The sequence below is a fragment of the Sulfurospirillum tamanense genome (assembly GCF_016937535.1).
Classification (GTDB): domain Bacteria; phylum Campylobacterota; class Campylobacteria; order Campylobacterales; family Campylobacteraceae; genus Sulfurospirillum_B; species Sulfurospirillum_B tamanense.
The window spans coordinates 118,248-132,379 of the sequence record NZ_JAFHKK010000003.1 but is presented as its reverse complement, the minus strand read 5'-3'; the positions used below and the strand labels follow the sequence as shown (position 1 = coordinate 132,379).

General features: G+C 45.0%; 13 protein-coding genes. 8 read left to right on the top strand and 5 right to left on the bottom strand.

Annotated elements, in window-relative coordinates:
* Nucleotides 1-3 precede the first annotated feature (3 nt).
* Nucleotides 4-1,008, top strand: coding sequence for a fatty-acid--CoA ligase (locus JWV37_RS02675; protein WP_205458107.1), 1,005 nt, complete (start codon nt 4-6; stop codon nt 1,006-1,008).
* Nucleotides 1,009-1,959, top strand: coding sequence for a tRNA dihydrouridine synthase (locus JWV37_RS02670; RefSeq protein ID WP_205458106.1), 951 nt, complete (start codon nt 1,009-1,011; stop codon nt 1,957-1,959).
* Here the strand turns inward: JWV37_RS02670 and JWV37_RS02665 are convergent.
* Genes JWV37_RS02665 through JWV37_RS02650 form a run of 4 tightly spaced genes read right to left on the bottom strand, consistent with a single transcriptional unit; the run spans nt 1,934 to nt 4,406 of the window.
* Nucleotides 1,934-2,845, bottom strand: a complete 912-nt coding sequence (locus tag JWV37_RS02665) for an AEC family transporter (protein ID WP_205458105.1) — start codon at nt 2,843-2,845, stop codon at nt 1,934-1,936. The genes JWV37_RS02670 and JWV37_RS02665 overlap by 26 nt on opposite strands.
* Nucleotides 2,846-3,670: a hypothetical protein gene (locus JWV37_RS02660; protein WP_205458104.1), complete on the bottom strand. Its 825-nt coding sequence runs from the start codon at nt 3,668-3,670 to the stop codon at nt 2,846-2,848.
* Nucleotides 3,667-3,978, bottom strand: coding sequence for a flagellar motor switch protein FliN (fliN, locus tag JWV37_RS02655; RefSeq protein ID WP_205458103.1), 312 nt, complete (start codon nt 3,976-3,978; stop codon nt 3,667-3,669). The genes JWV37_RS02660 and fliN overlap by 4 nt, the downstream gene beginning before the upstream one ends.
* Nucleotides 3,975-4,406 carry a restriction endonuclease gene (locus JWV37_RS02650; RefSeq protein ID WP_205458102.1) on the bottom strand — a complete coding sequence of 144 codons (432 nt, stop codon included), beginning with the start codon at nt 4,404-4,406 and terminating at the stop codon, nt 3,975-3,977. The genes fliN and JWV37_RS02650 overlap by 4 nt, the downstream gene beginning before the upstream one ends.
* Nucleotides 4,407-4,589: 183 nt before the next feature.
* Between JWV37_RS02650 and JWV37_RS12785 the strand changes: the two genes are divergently transcribed.
* The 6 genes from JWV37_RS12785 to mltA are packed head-to-tail and all read left to right on the top strand — an operon-like array spanning nt 4,590 to nt 12,803.
* On the top strand, nt 4,590-4,718 hold the full coding sequence (locus JWV37_RS12785) for a hypothetical protein (RefSeq protein ID WP_275898331.1): 129 nt from the start codon (nt 4,590-4,592) through the stop codon (nt 4,716-4,718).
* On the top strand, nt 4,712-5,443 hold the full coding sequence (locus JWV37_RS02645; protein ID WP_205458101.1) for a sulfite exporter TauE/SafE family protein: 732 nt from the start codon (nt 4,712-4,714) through the stop codon (nt 5,441-5,443). Before JWV37_RS12785 ends, JWV37_RS02645 begins: the two co-directional genes overlap by 7 nt.
* Before the next feature lie 6 nt (nt 5,444-5,449).
* The gene (uvrA, locus tag JWV37_RS02640) at nt 5,450-8,263 is read left to right on the top strand and encodes an excinuclease ABC subunit UvrA (protein ID WP_205458100.1); all 2,814 of its coding nucleotides are present in this window, start codon (nt 5,450-5,452) and stop codon (nt 8,261-8,263) included.
* Between the two features lies 1 nt (nt 8,264).
* The gene (locus JWV37_RS02635) at nt 8,265-9,083 is read left to right on the top strand and encodes an HDOD domain-containing protein (protein ID WP_205458099.1); all 819 of its coding nucleotides are present in this window, start codon (nt 8,265-8,267) and stop codon (nt 9,081-9,083) included.
* 7 nt (nt 9,084-9,090) lie between these two features.
* Complete coding sequence (polA, locus tag JWV37_RS02630; RefSeq protein WP_205458098.1) at nt 9,091-11,739, top strand: DNA polymerase I; 2,649 nt, start codon at nt 9,091-9,093, stop codon at nt 11,737-11,739.
* Nucleotides 11,739-12,803, top strand: coding sequence for a murein transglycosylase A (gene mltA, locus JWV37_RS02625; RefSeq protein WP_205458097.1), 1,065 nt, complete (start codon nt 11,739-11,741; stop codon nt 12,801-12,803). The genes polA and mltA overlap by 1 nt, the downstream gene beginning before the upstream one ends.
* On the opposite strand, the gene JWV37_RS02620 is transcribed toward mltA, so the two are convergent.
* Nucleotides 12,778-14,073 (bottom strand): M99 family carboxypeptidase catalytic domain-containing protein, encoded by a 1,296-nt coding sequence (locus JWV37_RS02620; RefSeq protein WP_205458096.1) that lies wholly within the window; start codon nt 14,071-14,073, stop codon nt 12,778-12,780. The two genes, mltA and JWV37_RS02620, sit on opposite strands and share 26 nt — an antisense overlap.
* Nucleotides 14,074-14,132 lie beyond the last annotated feature (59 nt).

Genomic DNA, 14,132 nt, shown 5'->3' with positions numbered 1-14,132 from the left:
TCGATGGGAATTAAACGCTACATCCTTCTTTCATTGGTGTTTGTTGTCGCTGTTGGGTTGTATGTCTTTAGTTTCGAGGGCACCCAGCTTAATAGGGCCTTTTTTGGTGTGGATGTGACTTTACCTGTGGCATTATGGGTGATTATTCCCTTAATTTTACTTATGGTCGCATCTGCTGTGCACATGAGTTTTTACTATGCCAAAGCAGGACTCCAAGAGCGTGCTCGTAAAAAAGATTATGAACAATTTATTCAAGTGGCCAAAGCATCGCTTTTGGAAGAAGAAGCCAGTGTTGCTTTTAAGACCCAATGGTTTACGTTGCCAGCAGCGCTTTTTTCACGTACAACACTTAAGCCAAACAGTGATGCGCAAGGCATTGAAAACGAAGAGCTAGCGGCGGTTATTGACACTGTTGCGCGCATTCATCAAGGCGAGATTGTGGAGCTTAAAAAGTACAAATTGCGTCAAGACAACCCCTTGGTAATGCGCAACAAACTTAATCAACTTAGAGAAAATCCACGTCTTGCCGGTGAATTTTTAAAAAGCTGTGTTTTGGATGAGACGCCTTTGTGTAAACAAGCTTTTAAGACCCTCCTTAAAACCGGCTCTTATGCTGAAATAAAGCGTTTTGGAAGGGTTTTGGATGAGGAGATGATTCTGGATTTACTGCACCGCTATGCAGATAAGGAAGATGCCCTAGCCATGGACGAAGCAGAGCTTGAGGTGTTGTTGAGTGATCCTGTTTTATCAAAACAAGGGCTTATTGAGGCAGCAAAAACACTTCAATCTGTTCTGAATCCCGACGCGCTAGTGGCATTGTTTGAAAAACTCTACAACGGACGCATCGAGGCGTGTGATGCCTTTTTGTATGTTTTGTTCGAGTTGCAAATGATTGACCGAGCACGTGAAGTTTTGGAAAATAGTGATGAAGAAGACTTGATTAAGTTTAAACTCCTCCTCTTCCTAAAAGACCACGGAAAACACTGCGACACCTCACTTTTTGTGTAGATGAATAGTATTGATTTTAGCAAGTGCCCCTTGGCGCTTGCTCCTTTGGCGGGCTTTACAGATTTACCTTTTCGGCGTGTGGCAAAGCGCTTTGGGGCGGACGTAACCGTTTCTGAAATGATTAGCGCCAATGCCTTAGTTTACCAATCAAAAAAAACCTTTAAAATGCTCGAAAAATCTCCTCTTGAAAATCCTTATATCGTTCAGCTTGCGGGTTCGGATACACACGTAATAGAGGAAGCTGTGCGTATGCTAAATGACATAGAGGGAATTGATGGGATTGATTTAAACTGTGGTTGCCCTGTGCCAAAGGTGGTTGCTCAAAGTGCTGGGTCATCATTATTGTTGGATTTACCCAAGCTTGGAAAACTTATTGAAACTATTAAAAACACTTCCAATAAACCATATACAAGCGCCAAAGTGCGCCTTGGGTTTACCCAAAAGACACCAGATGTCATCGCGAGAGTTGTAGAGGCTTCGGGGGCTGATTTTATGAGCATTCATGGGCGCACGCGTTCAGGCGGTTACCATGCCGAGGTTGATTATGTAGCCATTAGAGAAGCTAAAGGCAGTGTCAACATACCCGTGTTTGCCAATGGGGATATTAAAGATGTAAAAACAGCTTTACATGTAAAGCATCTCACTGGATGTGAAGGGTTAATGATTGGACGGGGCGCAGTGGGAAGCCCATGGATTTTTCACCAGATTAAACACCAAACCAATACACTTGACCCCGCGTTAGTGCACGCGATTATATTGGAGCATTTTGATGCCATGTTGGATTTTTACCATGAAAAAGGAGTTAGTATCTTTCGTAAGCATTTGCATACTTATTCCAAGGGGTATTCAAATGCGAGCACTTTTCGAGATACCATTAATCGCATCGATAGGGCCGATGAAGCGCGTGCATGTATTGACGCTTTTTTCAATCCAGAATCCCAAATACTTTAAACGCCCATACCATTCCGCCTAAATACCCTATATACAGCACGGAAGTTGTTAACACCATAGACGTCACATCCACGGGGCGACAGTAATACAAAGAAGCAAAGTTGATGTTGTTGACCGCCATGGGAACAGTAAGTTGCAATATAAGCGCCCCTGTGAGCAAAGGAGAGAGCTCCAGCCAAAGCAAAAAGGGAAACAAAAGCGTTGGCAAGACGAGGAATTTTAAAAAAGTGGTGTGGGCGAGCAATTTGATGTTAAGAGAGCGCAATTTAACTTGGTTGAGAAACATGCCAAAGGTTAACAGCTGAAAAGTAAGTGCAGTGTGTGCTCCCATCTCAAGAGCCCTGAAAATATTTTCTTCAATGCGTACTCCGGAAAGATTTAGTCCAAGGGCGATAAGCCCTACCCAAATCACAGGAAGCTTTATCATGTTTGATAAAGAAGCGCGCAAAGAATAGCTCCCCCTTGAATAGAGCAAAACACCCACGCTTTGAAGCAAAAAAACGTTACATAAAGTCATAAGAGAAGTATAAACCACAGAAGCTTCCCCAAAAATGGCGATGCCAAGAGGAATGCCAAGGTTTCCCGTGTTGCCAATAATAGCGCCCGCTGTAAGAATAGAGCGTTCTTGGGTGTCTTTAAAAAAGAGTGTTGCCACTGCAAAACTAACAGCAAAACAAATGCCAATACCTGCAAAAAAGTAAAGAGGAACTAAAAGCAGTTCACTGTTTAAAGGGCGCGTAGAGAGGCCCCAGAAAGCTAAAATAGGCTGGAAAAAATAGACAGACAAAACAACAAAAGAGCGTTCTTGCACCTGTTCTTGAAACCATTTTTTAGCAAAAAAGCCCACTAAAACAAAGCAATAAATAGCGAGAATTGAGTAAAACATTTATCGAGTGGGTGTAAAGTCTTGGCTTGCTTTTTCCTTGTAGGCGCTGAGTTGGTTTTGTTGAATGCGCAAGTATTCGTCGAGTTTTTGGCGGTTTTGTTCAAACACGTTTTTAAATTCCCCATCGCTTTGCACTCTTCCTTCGCCAAATCGCTCAAGTAAAAGGTTTGAGTTTCCGGTGACGATGAGGTATTGATGCTTTTCAAACTCCAACAAGACTACTTTGTTGGCTCCATCAAGGGGTTTTTGATAGAGAATTTTCATCGCTTCAGTGGCGGCGTTATTGGGAAATAACCAAGCGCCAGACTTTCCTTTGTTAGCAAGGGGGATTTTGCGCTTCACCCACAAAAGCACCAAAAGTAAAAAAACCATAATGCCTACCACAAGCATATAGCGACCATCTACAATGCTTTGGCTTTGTGTGTTGGGAAGCGGGGTTGTGACTAGAGGGGCTGCTTGAGCTGGGGCACTTGCTAGACGAGCCCTGATGCGCAGTCCGAAGCCATCAACGGTCTTGGACGCTAGCACAGAGATGTCTTGATTGCTTTTAAGGGTGACGGCTGTGCTGTTTTGTGTGGGTTCAATGGTAAGCTCTTGAAGTATGCCGGAGTTGATACCACGCTCTACAAATTCATTAAAATAGAGGTCTTCAAGGGTTAAGACGGTTATGCCCTTTTCTTTTTTTTGAAAAATTTTTCCCTCATAGGGCGCATCAAAGGAGAGCATGATGTCTACCCTGTCACTGCGTTCGTAAATGTTATGGGTGAGTAGATTGGATGCACTAAGAGAGAGTGCGGCAAGTAAAAAAAGAACAATAAATCTCATAAAACCTCTTTCTTGAAGTATTGGATAACAGATTTTGAATCAAGAATTTCATTGATACGAATCGCAAGGTTTTTTTCATAGACCATCACTTCGCCTTTGCCAAAAATGCGGTTGTTAATATACAGTTCAACGCTTTCTCCAGCAGGTTTTTCAAGGTCAATGACAGAGCCTTTTTCAAGGCGTAAAAGTTCTTTAATACTCATGCTTGTCATGCCAAGTTCGGAGATAAATTCAACACCAATGTCCAAGAGGTCTTTGTAGCCTCGAATGAGAGAGTGGTGAATGAGAGGTGGAGTGATGTCGCTCAAGATGCTGTCCTTTTGCCAATAAGAAATGTGTGTCCTTGAAGTTCATAAAGCAAAAACTCTTCCAGATGCACAGGGGGAGGTGAGGGAATTTGCCCAAGAAATTCAGGTGTACCCAATTGGTAGTGGTTTTTTGGGTATTCTGTTTCTAAGGAAACCTTAGCGTGCCCAATAATTTGATTGGCCACCTCCTTGCACAAATCGTCCAAATCTGCCTCACACAACGGGCTTTCACCTAAAAGAATTTCACCAAAATGGTTTAAAACCCCGTCTTCAAAAAAGAGGTAAAAATGGTGTTCGATAGCATTACATGTAAGGGGGATGGAAGCGCCAAAAAAAGAGGCGCCAAAGCGTGTGCATGGCGTAACTTCAAGGCCTAATATGTCAGTACAAAAATAGGTTGTCGAGTCATTAATCGCCGAAAGCATCACCGCAGATCCTCTCTTACAGAGATTTTGAAGATTCATTGTACTTAAAGTGGGGTAAAATCTTACTAAAAATACCTAAGGCGTACCCAAATAAGAGATTAAGAGCCGCTTGGATACAATAGACCTCTTTTATTGCACCTCTTTTGACGCCCAAAACACTATGAATAAATTAGCATTTTAAGGGCAATGCAGAAGCAAAAGCACGAAGACTGGCCGAGTTTTGCGCAAGAAGACCTTGTGTTGGTGCGGCAAGAGATTTTTGAAAGCGAATTTAGAGTGCTATTAGACTCTGATGAAAGCGAGCATAAGTGTTAGAATTGGGACTGGTAGGCGTTGGTGTTGGATTTGTTTCAGGATTTTTTGGCATTGGCGGGGGGACGGTTTTGGTTCCTGCGTTGGTGTATCTTGGGTACGACATTAAAGTGGCTATTGGAATTTCTGTCATGCAGATGGTGTTTAGCTCTATCTTGGGCTCCTATGTTAATTATAGACACGGTAAACTGGTTTTAAACGATGGGCTTTTGGTCGGTCTTGGCGGGTTTGTGGGTGCAACACAAAGCGGGGTGATTGTTGCTGCACTTTCGGGGCAAATGCTGATGGCTATTTTTGCGTTGGCTTTGGTGTTTTCTCTCTACCGTTTTGTACGTGCCCCTGCTGTTCCTAGTGGCGAAGCCGTCCGTTCTAGGCCTTTGTTGTTTGGGCTTGGATTTTTTGTGGGTATGATGGCAATTAGCATTGGTATTGGCGGGGCGCTGTTTTTGACGCCTGTATTGGTGGGCATGATGCGTTATGATATTAAGCGCGCTGTTTCCATGGGACTCTTTTTTGTGATTTTCTCTTCCGTGTCGGGCTTTATCAGTATGAGCTACCATGGATTGATTGACTACCATGCCGGTTTAGTGTTGGGCATTGCCTCGCTTGCGGGGGTTTACGTTGGCGCCAAGCAATCACACGTTGTGGGGCGTAAAAAACAAAAATACCTTTTGATTGGACTGTATGCTATATTGCTAGCAATAACTTTGAATAAACTTTTAGGATAAAGACATATGATACACATCACGGGCGCACGAGAAAATAATTTAAAATCCATTAATCTTAGCCTCCCAAAAAACAAATTGGTGGTCTTTACAGGCCTTTCAGGTAGTGGCAAAAGTACGCTAGCCTTTGATACGCTCTATGCAGAAGGGCAACGCCGCTACATCGAGTCACTTTCTTCTTACGCGCGCCAATTCCTCGACCGCGTGGGCAAACCTGATGTGGATAAAATCGAAGGGCTCACGCCTGCCATTGCTATCGACCAAAAAACCACAAGCAAAAACCCTCGCTCTACTGTGGGAACCATTACCGAAATTTACGATTACCTGCGCTTGTTGTATGCGCGCGTGGGAAAACAACACTGCCACCAGTGCGGGGAGCCCATCTCCAAAATGTCCAGTGCAGACATCATTCAAGAAGTGCTCAAACTTCCCGAGGGAACCAAGATTGTCATCTTAGCACCGCTAGTGCGCGAGAAAAAAGGCTCCTTTGCAGACATGATTGAGTCTTTGCGTCATAAGGGGTTTGTGCGTGCCATGGTGGATGGGGTGATGGTGCGCTTGGATGAGGAATTTGAACTTTCCAAGACCAAAAAACACACCATCAAAGTGGTCATTGACCGCGTGGTGATGAACGGTGAAAGTCACGAACGTATTGCCGCAGACATTGAAAAAGCCCTTTTAGAAAGTTATGGCGAGGTGGAATTAGAGATTTTAAACCACGAAGAGGTGGGGCTAGACCGCGCCCATGTCCACTACAGCGAACACTTTGCGTGCTTTACATGTAAGATTAGTTTTGAACCTCTCGAACCCTTAAGTTTTTCTTTTAACTCCCCCAAAGGTGCGTGTCCTGTGTGTGATGGCTTGGGGATTCGCTACACCTTAGATTTATCGAAGATTATCGACGAAGAACTTAGCGTGGACAAGGGGGCGATTAAGCTCATGTACGGGTTTAATAAGGGGTATTATTTTAAATTCCTCACCGCCTTTTGTAAAACCGCCAAGATCGACACTACGGTGCCTTTTGAGAGCTTGGAAGAGCATGAAAAAAAAGCCATCTTGCACGGCGGTGTGGAGCCTGTGGAGTTTTTATGGAAGCGCCACAAACTTACCCGAAAATGGGAAGGGGTCATCAAACTGGCCTACGACATGCTCAAAGACGAAAAAGATTTGGGCGAATACATGAGTGAAAAAGTGTGTGACCGTTGTGGAGGGGCTAGACTTCGTCAAGAAAGCCTAGCGGTGCGCATAACAGACCAAGGCATTGCTTCGGTGCTTTCTATGCCCATTGAAATGAGCGTGGCGTTTTTTAACAATGCTGAAAATTTTTCCTATTTGCGTCCCCAAGAGCAAGTGGTCGCCGCTCCTGTGCTAAAAGAAATCAACGAGCGGTTGCATTTTTTGTACGACGTGGGACTGGGCTATTTGAGCCTTGGGCGAGACGCGCGCACCATCAGCGGCGGCGAAGCCCAACGCATTCGCATCGCTTCGCAGATTGGAAGCGGATTGACGGGCGTGATGTACGTGCTCGATGAACCTAGCATTGGACTGCACGAACGCGACACGCTAAAACTCATCAAAACCCTCAGAAACTTGCAACAAAAGGGCAACACCGTCATTGTGGTAGAGCACGACAAAGAGACCATCGACGCCGCAGATTTTGTGGTAGACATCGGTCCAGCAGCTGGGAAATTTGGTGGAGAGATTGTCTTTGCGGGCACGGTGGAAGATTTATACAAAAGCAACACCCTCACCGCCCAGTATCTCTCAGGCCAAAAAGGGTCGTACTACCCGCAAAACCGCCCGCAAAAAGAGTGGATTTCTCTTTCTAATGTGACGATAAACAACCTCAAAGCTTTACATGTAAAGATTCCTTTGGGGAATTTAGTAGGCATTTCGGGCGTGAGCGGAAGTGGGAAAAGTTCACTCATCCTACAAACCTTGTTGCCTGTTGCCAAAGAGATGCTCAACCGTGCGCGCAAGGTCAAAAAAGTGCAAGGGGTGGAGTGTGAAGGCTTGGAGCACTTGGACAAAGTCATTTACCTTGACCAAAGCCCCATCGGTCGCACGCCTAGAAGCAATCCCGCGACCTACACTGGCGTGATGGATGAGATTCGCGCGTTGTTTGTTAAGACCAAGGAAGCGCAAATTCGTGGCTACAAGGTCGGACGCTTTTCTTTTAACGTCAAAGGTGGCCGGTGTGAAAAGTGCCAAGGGGAGGGTGAGATTAAGATTGAAATGCACTTTTTACCAGACATTATGGTCAAGTGCGATGCGTGCCATGGCGCGCGGTATAACCCTCAGACTTTGGAGATTAAATACAAAAGTAAGTCCATTTCGGACGTGCTTAACATGAGCGTGGATGAAGCGCTTGCATTTTTTAAAGCTATTCCTAAGATTGCTCAAAAACTTCAAACCCTTTATGATGTGGGATTAGGGTACATTACCCTTGGACAAAATGCCATCACCCTCAGTGGTGGCGAGGCACAGCGCATTAAGCTTGCCAAAGAGCTAAGCCGTTCGGACACGGGCAAGACCTTGTATGTACTGGATGAGCCCACTACGGGGTTGCATTTTGCCGACGTGGACAGGCTTGTGAAAGTGTTGCACCATTTGACGGATTTGGGCAATTCGGTTTTAGTGATTGAGCACAACCTGGACGTGATTTCTAATTGTGACTATGTGATTGACATGGGGTCAGAAGGCGGGGATAAAGGTGGACGGATTGTCTCCCAAGGAACCCCGAAAATGTTAGCAAAAACCCACGCAAAAACAGGCAGTTATACGGGAAAATTTTTAGCAAAAACATTAGGAAAAGGAAACTAAGATGCTGATTTCAATGGTTGAACAAATCAAGGCACTTCCGCCACTCCCTGAGAGTTTTCAAAAAATCAATGCCATTTGTAGTGACGAAAACGGCACCACGCAAATGCTCGCCAAAGTCATCGAAAAAGACCCCATGCTTGTTGCAAGCTTGTTGCGTCTTGCTAATTCGCCTTTGTATGGATTTTCCCGAGAGATTAAAAGCGTACTTCAAGCAGTTTCACTTTTTGGTATGACCACCACAAGGGCACTGGTGACAGGGATTTCGGTTAAAAAGCTCCTTCAGATGGACACTGCACCCTATGGCGTCACTCCAGAAGCCTTTGTGGAAACTTCTAATCTCCAAGGGATGCTCATGCGCCAGTGGTACAAAAAGCTCGATATGCCTAGGCAGGATTTGTTGTTTTTGTGTGGTTTATTGCAAGAGACGGGAAAAATTTTGATTGCCCAGCAAATCGTGCGTAGTGATGAAGTGACTCCCTTTAAGGCGCAAGTGACAACGGCACACAACCTCTCGGAAGTCGAACGTGCTTTTGTGGGCACCACTACGGCTCTTGTGACCGCTGCTGTGTTTGAGCATTGGGGGTTTGATGAAACGATGATTCAATTCATTCGCTACAGCGACACCCCAAATAACGCGCCTGATTTGGAAACCAAGCGCTTTGCAGCGTCTTTACATGTAGCTAAAACTGCCGTGGCTATTAACGGCCCCATGAATGAACAAAACATTACGTTGGCCCTGCGTGAAGTGCAGCGGTTTGAACTGGATGAAATGGCATTTGCTGAAGCCATTGAACAACTCATCGAACACGTTTCATACTAGGATTTTTATGAAAACTTTAACGATTATTGATACCTTTGGATTTTTTTTTCGCAACTACTTTGCATTGCCAAACCTTACTAATTCACAAGGGCTCCCCACGGGATTGCTCACAGGTTTTGCCAATTTTATTGCCACACTTAATGAGGAGCATGGCACTGATTACATCTTTTTTGCCCTTGATGCCAAAGGAAAAACCTTTCGTCACACCCTAGACCCCGCCTACAAGGCCAACCGTCCTGCTCCGCCGCAAGATTTGCAAACCCAGCTTCCTATTGCCATTGAGTGGATTGAGAAAATGGGTTTTAACAAGTGTTTTATGGAGGGCTATGAAGCTGATGATATTATTGCTTCAGCGGTCGCATTTGCTAAAAAATATGACATGAAAGTACGCGTGGTGACCCATGACAAAGACTTGTATCAATTGATTGACGATGGCCGTGTGGTGATTTATGACCCATTGAAAAAAAGTGAAATTAACGCAGACGCCTGCGTAGAAAAGTTTGGCGTCCTTCCTTGTCAAATTCAAGATTATCTTTCGTTAATAGGGGACGCCTCAGATAATATCCCTGGGGTGCGAGGCATTGGGCCTCGGGGTGCAAAAAAACTATTGGATGAGTTTAAAACCCTTGAGGGGATTTATGCAAACCTCGACAACATTTCCAATGTGCGCAATAAAAAATTACTGGAAGAGGGCAGGGAAAATGCCTTTTTAAGCAAGCAACTTACGGCTCTTGTAGATACTTTGGATGTGGCTGCACGATTTGAGCGATTTAAATTTCCCCAAGAAAATCCGCTACTTGCCATTAGGGATGAGTTGGAAAAGTATGAGCTAAGACGCATTCTAAGCCGTCTTGGTAGCGCTCCAAAAGTGCCCCAAAAAGAAGTACAAACCTTTGAGGCAATTTTGGTTAAAGATGCCGCCATGCTTGAAGAAATCATGCAAAACCTTACGCCTGAGACAGTGGTGGCTTTTGATACCGAAACGGATGGGCTCGATACCCAGTCAGCTAAAATAGTGGGATTTTCCTTTGCGTTTGAGGCGCATCGGGGGTATTATGTTCCTCTGGCGCACAACTATTTGGGCGTGCCAGAACAAATCTCCAAAGACGTAGCGCGCAAAGCCATTGAAAAACTCTTTACATGTAAGCTTGTGGTGCAAAATGGTAAGTTTGACTTTAAAGTTGTGCATCGCAATTTCGACCTCCTCCCGCCCGTGCCATACGCCGATACCATGATTTTGGCGTGGCTTCTTTCTCCGGGGTCTTTAGTGGGGCTTGATGCGTTGGCTAAGCGTTTTTTTGGTCACGAAATGGTCTCCTTTAGTTCGGTGGTAAAACGGGGTGAAACCTTTGCTAGCGTGGCGTTAGAAGAAGCATGCGTGTACGCAGGAGAAGACGCATGGATGACCTTACGCCTCTACCATAAACTCATCCAAATGCTTGATCCTTCCATGATAGATTTGGCAAAAGCGGTGGAGTTTCCTTTTGTGTTGACATTGATGGAAATGGAAGAGCGAGGCATTAAGGTGGACCAGCGTTTTTTACGCTCCTTGCTTGAAGACGCAGAAGCCAGACTAGGGGTGCTGACAAAAGAGATTCATCAGCTCACAGGAAGTGAGTTTAACATCAACTCCACCAAACAGCTGGGTGCTGTGTTGTTTGAAACGTTAAAATTGCCTGCGGCAAAAAAAACAAAAAGCGGTTACAGCACGGATGAGAGCGTCTTGGAGGGGCTTAAAGATGCCCATCCCGCCATTGCGTTGTTGCTTGAATACCGCGAATTGTATAAACTCAAATCCACCTATTTTGAACCTTTGTTAAAACTTGCTGCCAAGGACAAGAACTCACGGGTTCATACCAACTTTTTGCAAACGGGAACATCCACGGGAAGACTCAGCTCCAAAGAGCCAAACTTGCAAAACATCCCTGTGCGTACTGAGCTAGGGCGTGCGGTTAGGGAAGGGTTCGTAGCAGAGCCTGAGTGGGTGTTGGTTGGGATTGATTATTCGCAAATTGAACTGCGGTTGTTGGCGCACTTTAGCCAAGACCCTGCGCTTGTGAACGCCTTTAGTGAAGGAAAAGACATTCACCAAGAAACAGCAGTGAAACTTTTTGGCGAGGAAGAAGCTTCGGCTAAACGTAACATTGCCAAGAGTATTAACTTTGGCTTGCTTTATGGCATGGGCGCGCGAAAACTCGGGCAAACGCTAGGTATTCCCTCCAAAGAGGCCGCAGGATACATTCAAAGCTATTTTGACTCTTTTCCAACAGTGAAAGAGTATTTAAAATCCGTCCAAGAAAAAACCAAAGAACAAGGATTTGTAGAAACGTTGCTAGGCAGACGGCGCTATTTTGATTATGGCAACGCAACCCCAATGCTGCTTGCGGCGTATGAGCGCGAGTCGGTCAACACCGTGTTTCAAGGAAGTGCGGCAGATTTGATTAAATTAGCAATGCTGAAGATGGATAAAAATGTTTTGGGAGAAAAAGCGAAGCTATTATTACAAATTCACGATGAATTGATTTTTGAAGTGCCCAAAGAGGAGGCGGAGGCTTTTGCTAAACGTGCAAAGCAGTGCATGGAGGAGATTTTTGCCTTGCGGGTGCCTTTAAAAACCTCTGTTGCTATAGGTAAACACTGGGGAGCATTAAAATAATGAACTGGGCAAGTGGATTAGTTATAGTGCTAGCTTTAGGATTATTTTTAGGGTGCGCTCCTAAACCCCAGCCCCTCCTTTTTGGGTCTTTGCCAATAAGCGCAGAAGTAGCATCGTGGGAGGATCTTGATCTTAAAGGTATGGATGAAGCTCTTTTTTTTGAGGCATTTGAGCGTAGCTGTGCGCTTAACGCTTTGACTGCACCCTATTGCGGCGTCAAAGAGTTTAAAGCTTTTAAGGAGTTTTTTGTTCCCATAAAGCTTCTTCGGCAAGGGATGATGACAGGTTACTACGAGCCTACCCTTAGGGGTAGCAAAACCCAATCAGAAGAGTTTTTTTACCCACTGTATGCAAAACCAAACGACATGCTTACCATTAGCCTCTCTTCTCTTTATCCTGAGCTCTCCTCAATGCGCTTGCGCGGGAAGGTTGTGGGTGAGCGCGTTGTGCCTTATGCTTCCCATGGGGAGATAGACCAAAAAGGCATAGATGCAGAAGTTTTGTGTTATGTTAGCAGCAAGGTAGATGCATTTTTCTTACATATTCAAGGCTCGGGTAAAGTGGTGCTTGAAGATGGCGCGGTAATGTATTTAGGCTACGCGGATCAAAATGGTCACCCTTACCGCGCTATTGGTGGACTAATGCGCCAAAAAGGGTACCTAGACGAGGTTTCGATGCAATCCATTCGCGCTTTTTTAGAGGCAAATCCCAGCAAAGCGGAGGCGGTGATGCACGCTAATCCTAGCTATGTTTTTTTTGCTGAACGAACAACTGGAGCAACAGGAGCTTTGGGGGTGGAGTTAGTGCCCTATGGGAGTGTGGCGGTAGACAGGCGCCATGTGCCGCTTGGGCTTCCTTTGGTGATTCAAAGCGGTTTGCCTTTTGTCCAGCCTCTTGTGGTGGCCCACGACGTTGGTGGCGCCATCAAAGGGGAGGCACGCGTGGATTATTTTTTTGGTGCGGACGAGGAGGCGCCTGTATTAGCAGGAGGGCTTAAGGCGCCTATCACGCTTTATGTGGTCTTTCCAAAAAAGCAGATCAAGGCCCTTCAAATACAACCGTAATGGTGCCACAAAAATCCCCATTGTCGTAAAATTCGGCGCGAAAAGAAGTTTCGGATTGATCAGTGGAAAAACGGGAGATAAAATCACTTTTTTGCACCGTGATGCCATCTTGCGAATCGCGTTCTTTGGTGACAAATCCAATAAGATTGACCCGAAAATCCTTATCTGCCAAAACCTTAAAGGTTTTGTTAACCCGTACTGTTTGACCAAAAGAAACACGCTCTTGGTTGCCATCCCTTTCTATGGTGGCAGCGGTTGCTTTACATGTAAGGGAGAAATGTTGCGGATAGAGTCTTGCAACAGGGATGTTGCCTATCATAATTTGATGGTAACTGCCACGGTCAATGGTTGTGCCAAGAGGATGGGAAAACTCAAAAACGTTGCCAGTTTTGCGCATAGGTACAAAATGCAAAGCAGGTCGTAAGTCGTTCAAAGAGAGTTCAAATTTATTGTTGATAGCAAGAGTTCCGTATTGGGCGAGAAGGTGATTTACTGTTTCGCGGGTCAACTCAAAATTTCGTTCAAATTCAATGCCCATGTGGTTTAGAAGTGCTTCCATAGAGAGGAGCTGATAAAGGACTTTGGTGTCTAGTTCGGTAATGTTTTTGCTTGTTTCAATGGCAAGGGCAGGCTTGAGATGGGTGATGGCAAAGTATGTCAATGACATGCGCATTTGCTCGTCTTTGTCTTTGGTGTAAGTATTTTTAACGTCAAACTGATGGTGGTTTTCGGCTAGCTCACTTTGGTTGAGCTTGTTTGCCATTAATGCAGTGATTTCATCCAAATTGCCAAATTTTGCATCATCGATGGTTTTTTGATCAATGATATAGGCCTGTCCCCATGCGCGCGGATTAAAAATGGCACTCTCCCACGTGGTGCGGTAAAAGCCTCGTCCATCGTGTAGATTAATGATAAAGTCCACACTGGGGTCGGTGATGAGAGATTTAATGTGGGTTACAAGTTCATAATCAGGATCAGTTTGGTCAACGTGATCGAACTTGCGGTTCATGTCTCCATAAATACCACGACGGTTGTGAACGATACTGTCGAAGTTTAGGTTGGGCACAACAAGCAAGGAGCCTTTTTTAATGGTGTAGTGTTGCACCACGAGCGCGGGTGCAAAATACCCTCCGGGCTCGTCCCCATGAATGCCGCCAATAACAAGAAGCTTATTGCCTTGTTCTTTTCCCTCCATCTCATAGATGCCAAAATGCCTCAATGCCCCAAAGAGCAACCCATGGATTAGAAAAAGAGTCAAAACAATCCGCACTATTCACCTCGTTACATGTAAAAAAAAGGGTATTATATAAAATGAAGCTTTAAAACTTG

Coding starts and splice junctions, on each gene's coding strand:
- JWV37_RS02675 (WP_205458107.1), top strand. CDS start 4: ATGGGAATTAAACGCTACATCCTTCTTTCATTGGTGTTTGTTGTCGCT.
- JWV37_RS02670 (WP_205458106.1), top strand. CDS start 1,009: ATGAATAGTATTGATTTTAGCAAGTGCCCCTTGGCGCTTGCTCCTTTG.
- JWV37_RS02665 (WP_205458105.1), bottom strand. CDS start 2,845: ATGTTTTACTCAATTCTCGCTATTTATTGCTTTGTTTTAGTGGGCTTT.
- JWV37_RS02660 (WP_205458104.1), bottom strand. CDS start 3,670: ATGAGATTTATTGTTCTTTTTTTACTTGCCGCACTCTCTCTTAGTGCA.
- JWV37_RS12785 (WP_275898331.1), top strand. CDS start 4,590: ATGCAGAAGCAAAAGCACGAAGACTGGCCGAGTTTTGCGCAAGAAGAC.
- uvrA (WP_205458100.1), top strand. CDS start 5,450: ATGATACACATCACGGGCGCACGAGAAAATAATTTAAAATCCATTAAT.
- JWV37_RS02635 (WP_205458099.1), top strand. CDS start 8,265: ATGCTGATTTCAATGGTTGAACAAATCAAGGCACTTCCGCCACTCCCT.
- polA (WP_205458098.1), top strand. CDS start 9,091: ATGAAAACTTTAACGATTATTGATACCTTTGGATTTTTTTTTCGCAAC.
- mltA (WP_205458097.1), top strand. CDS start 11,739: ATGAACTGGGCAAGTGGATTAGTTATAGTGCTAGCTTTAGGATTATTT.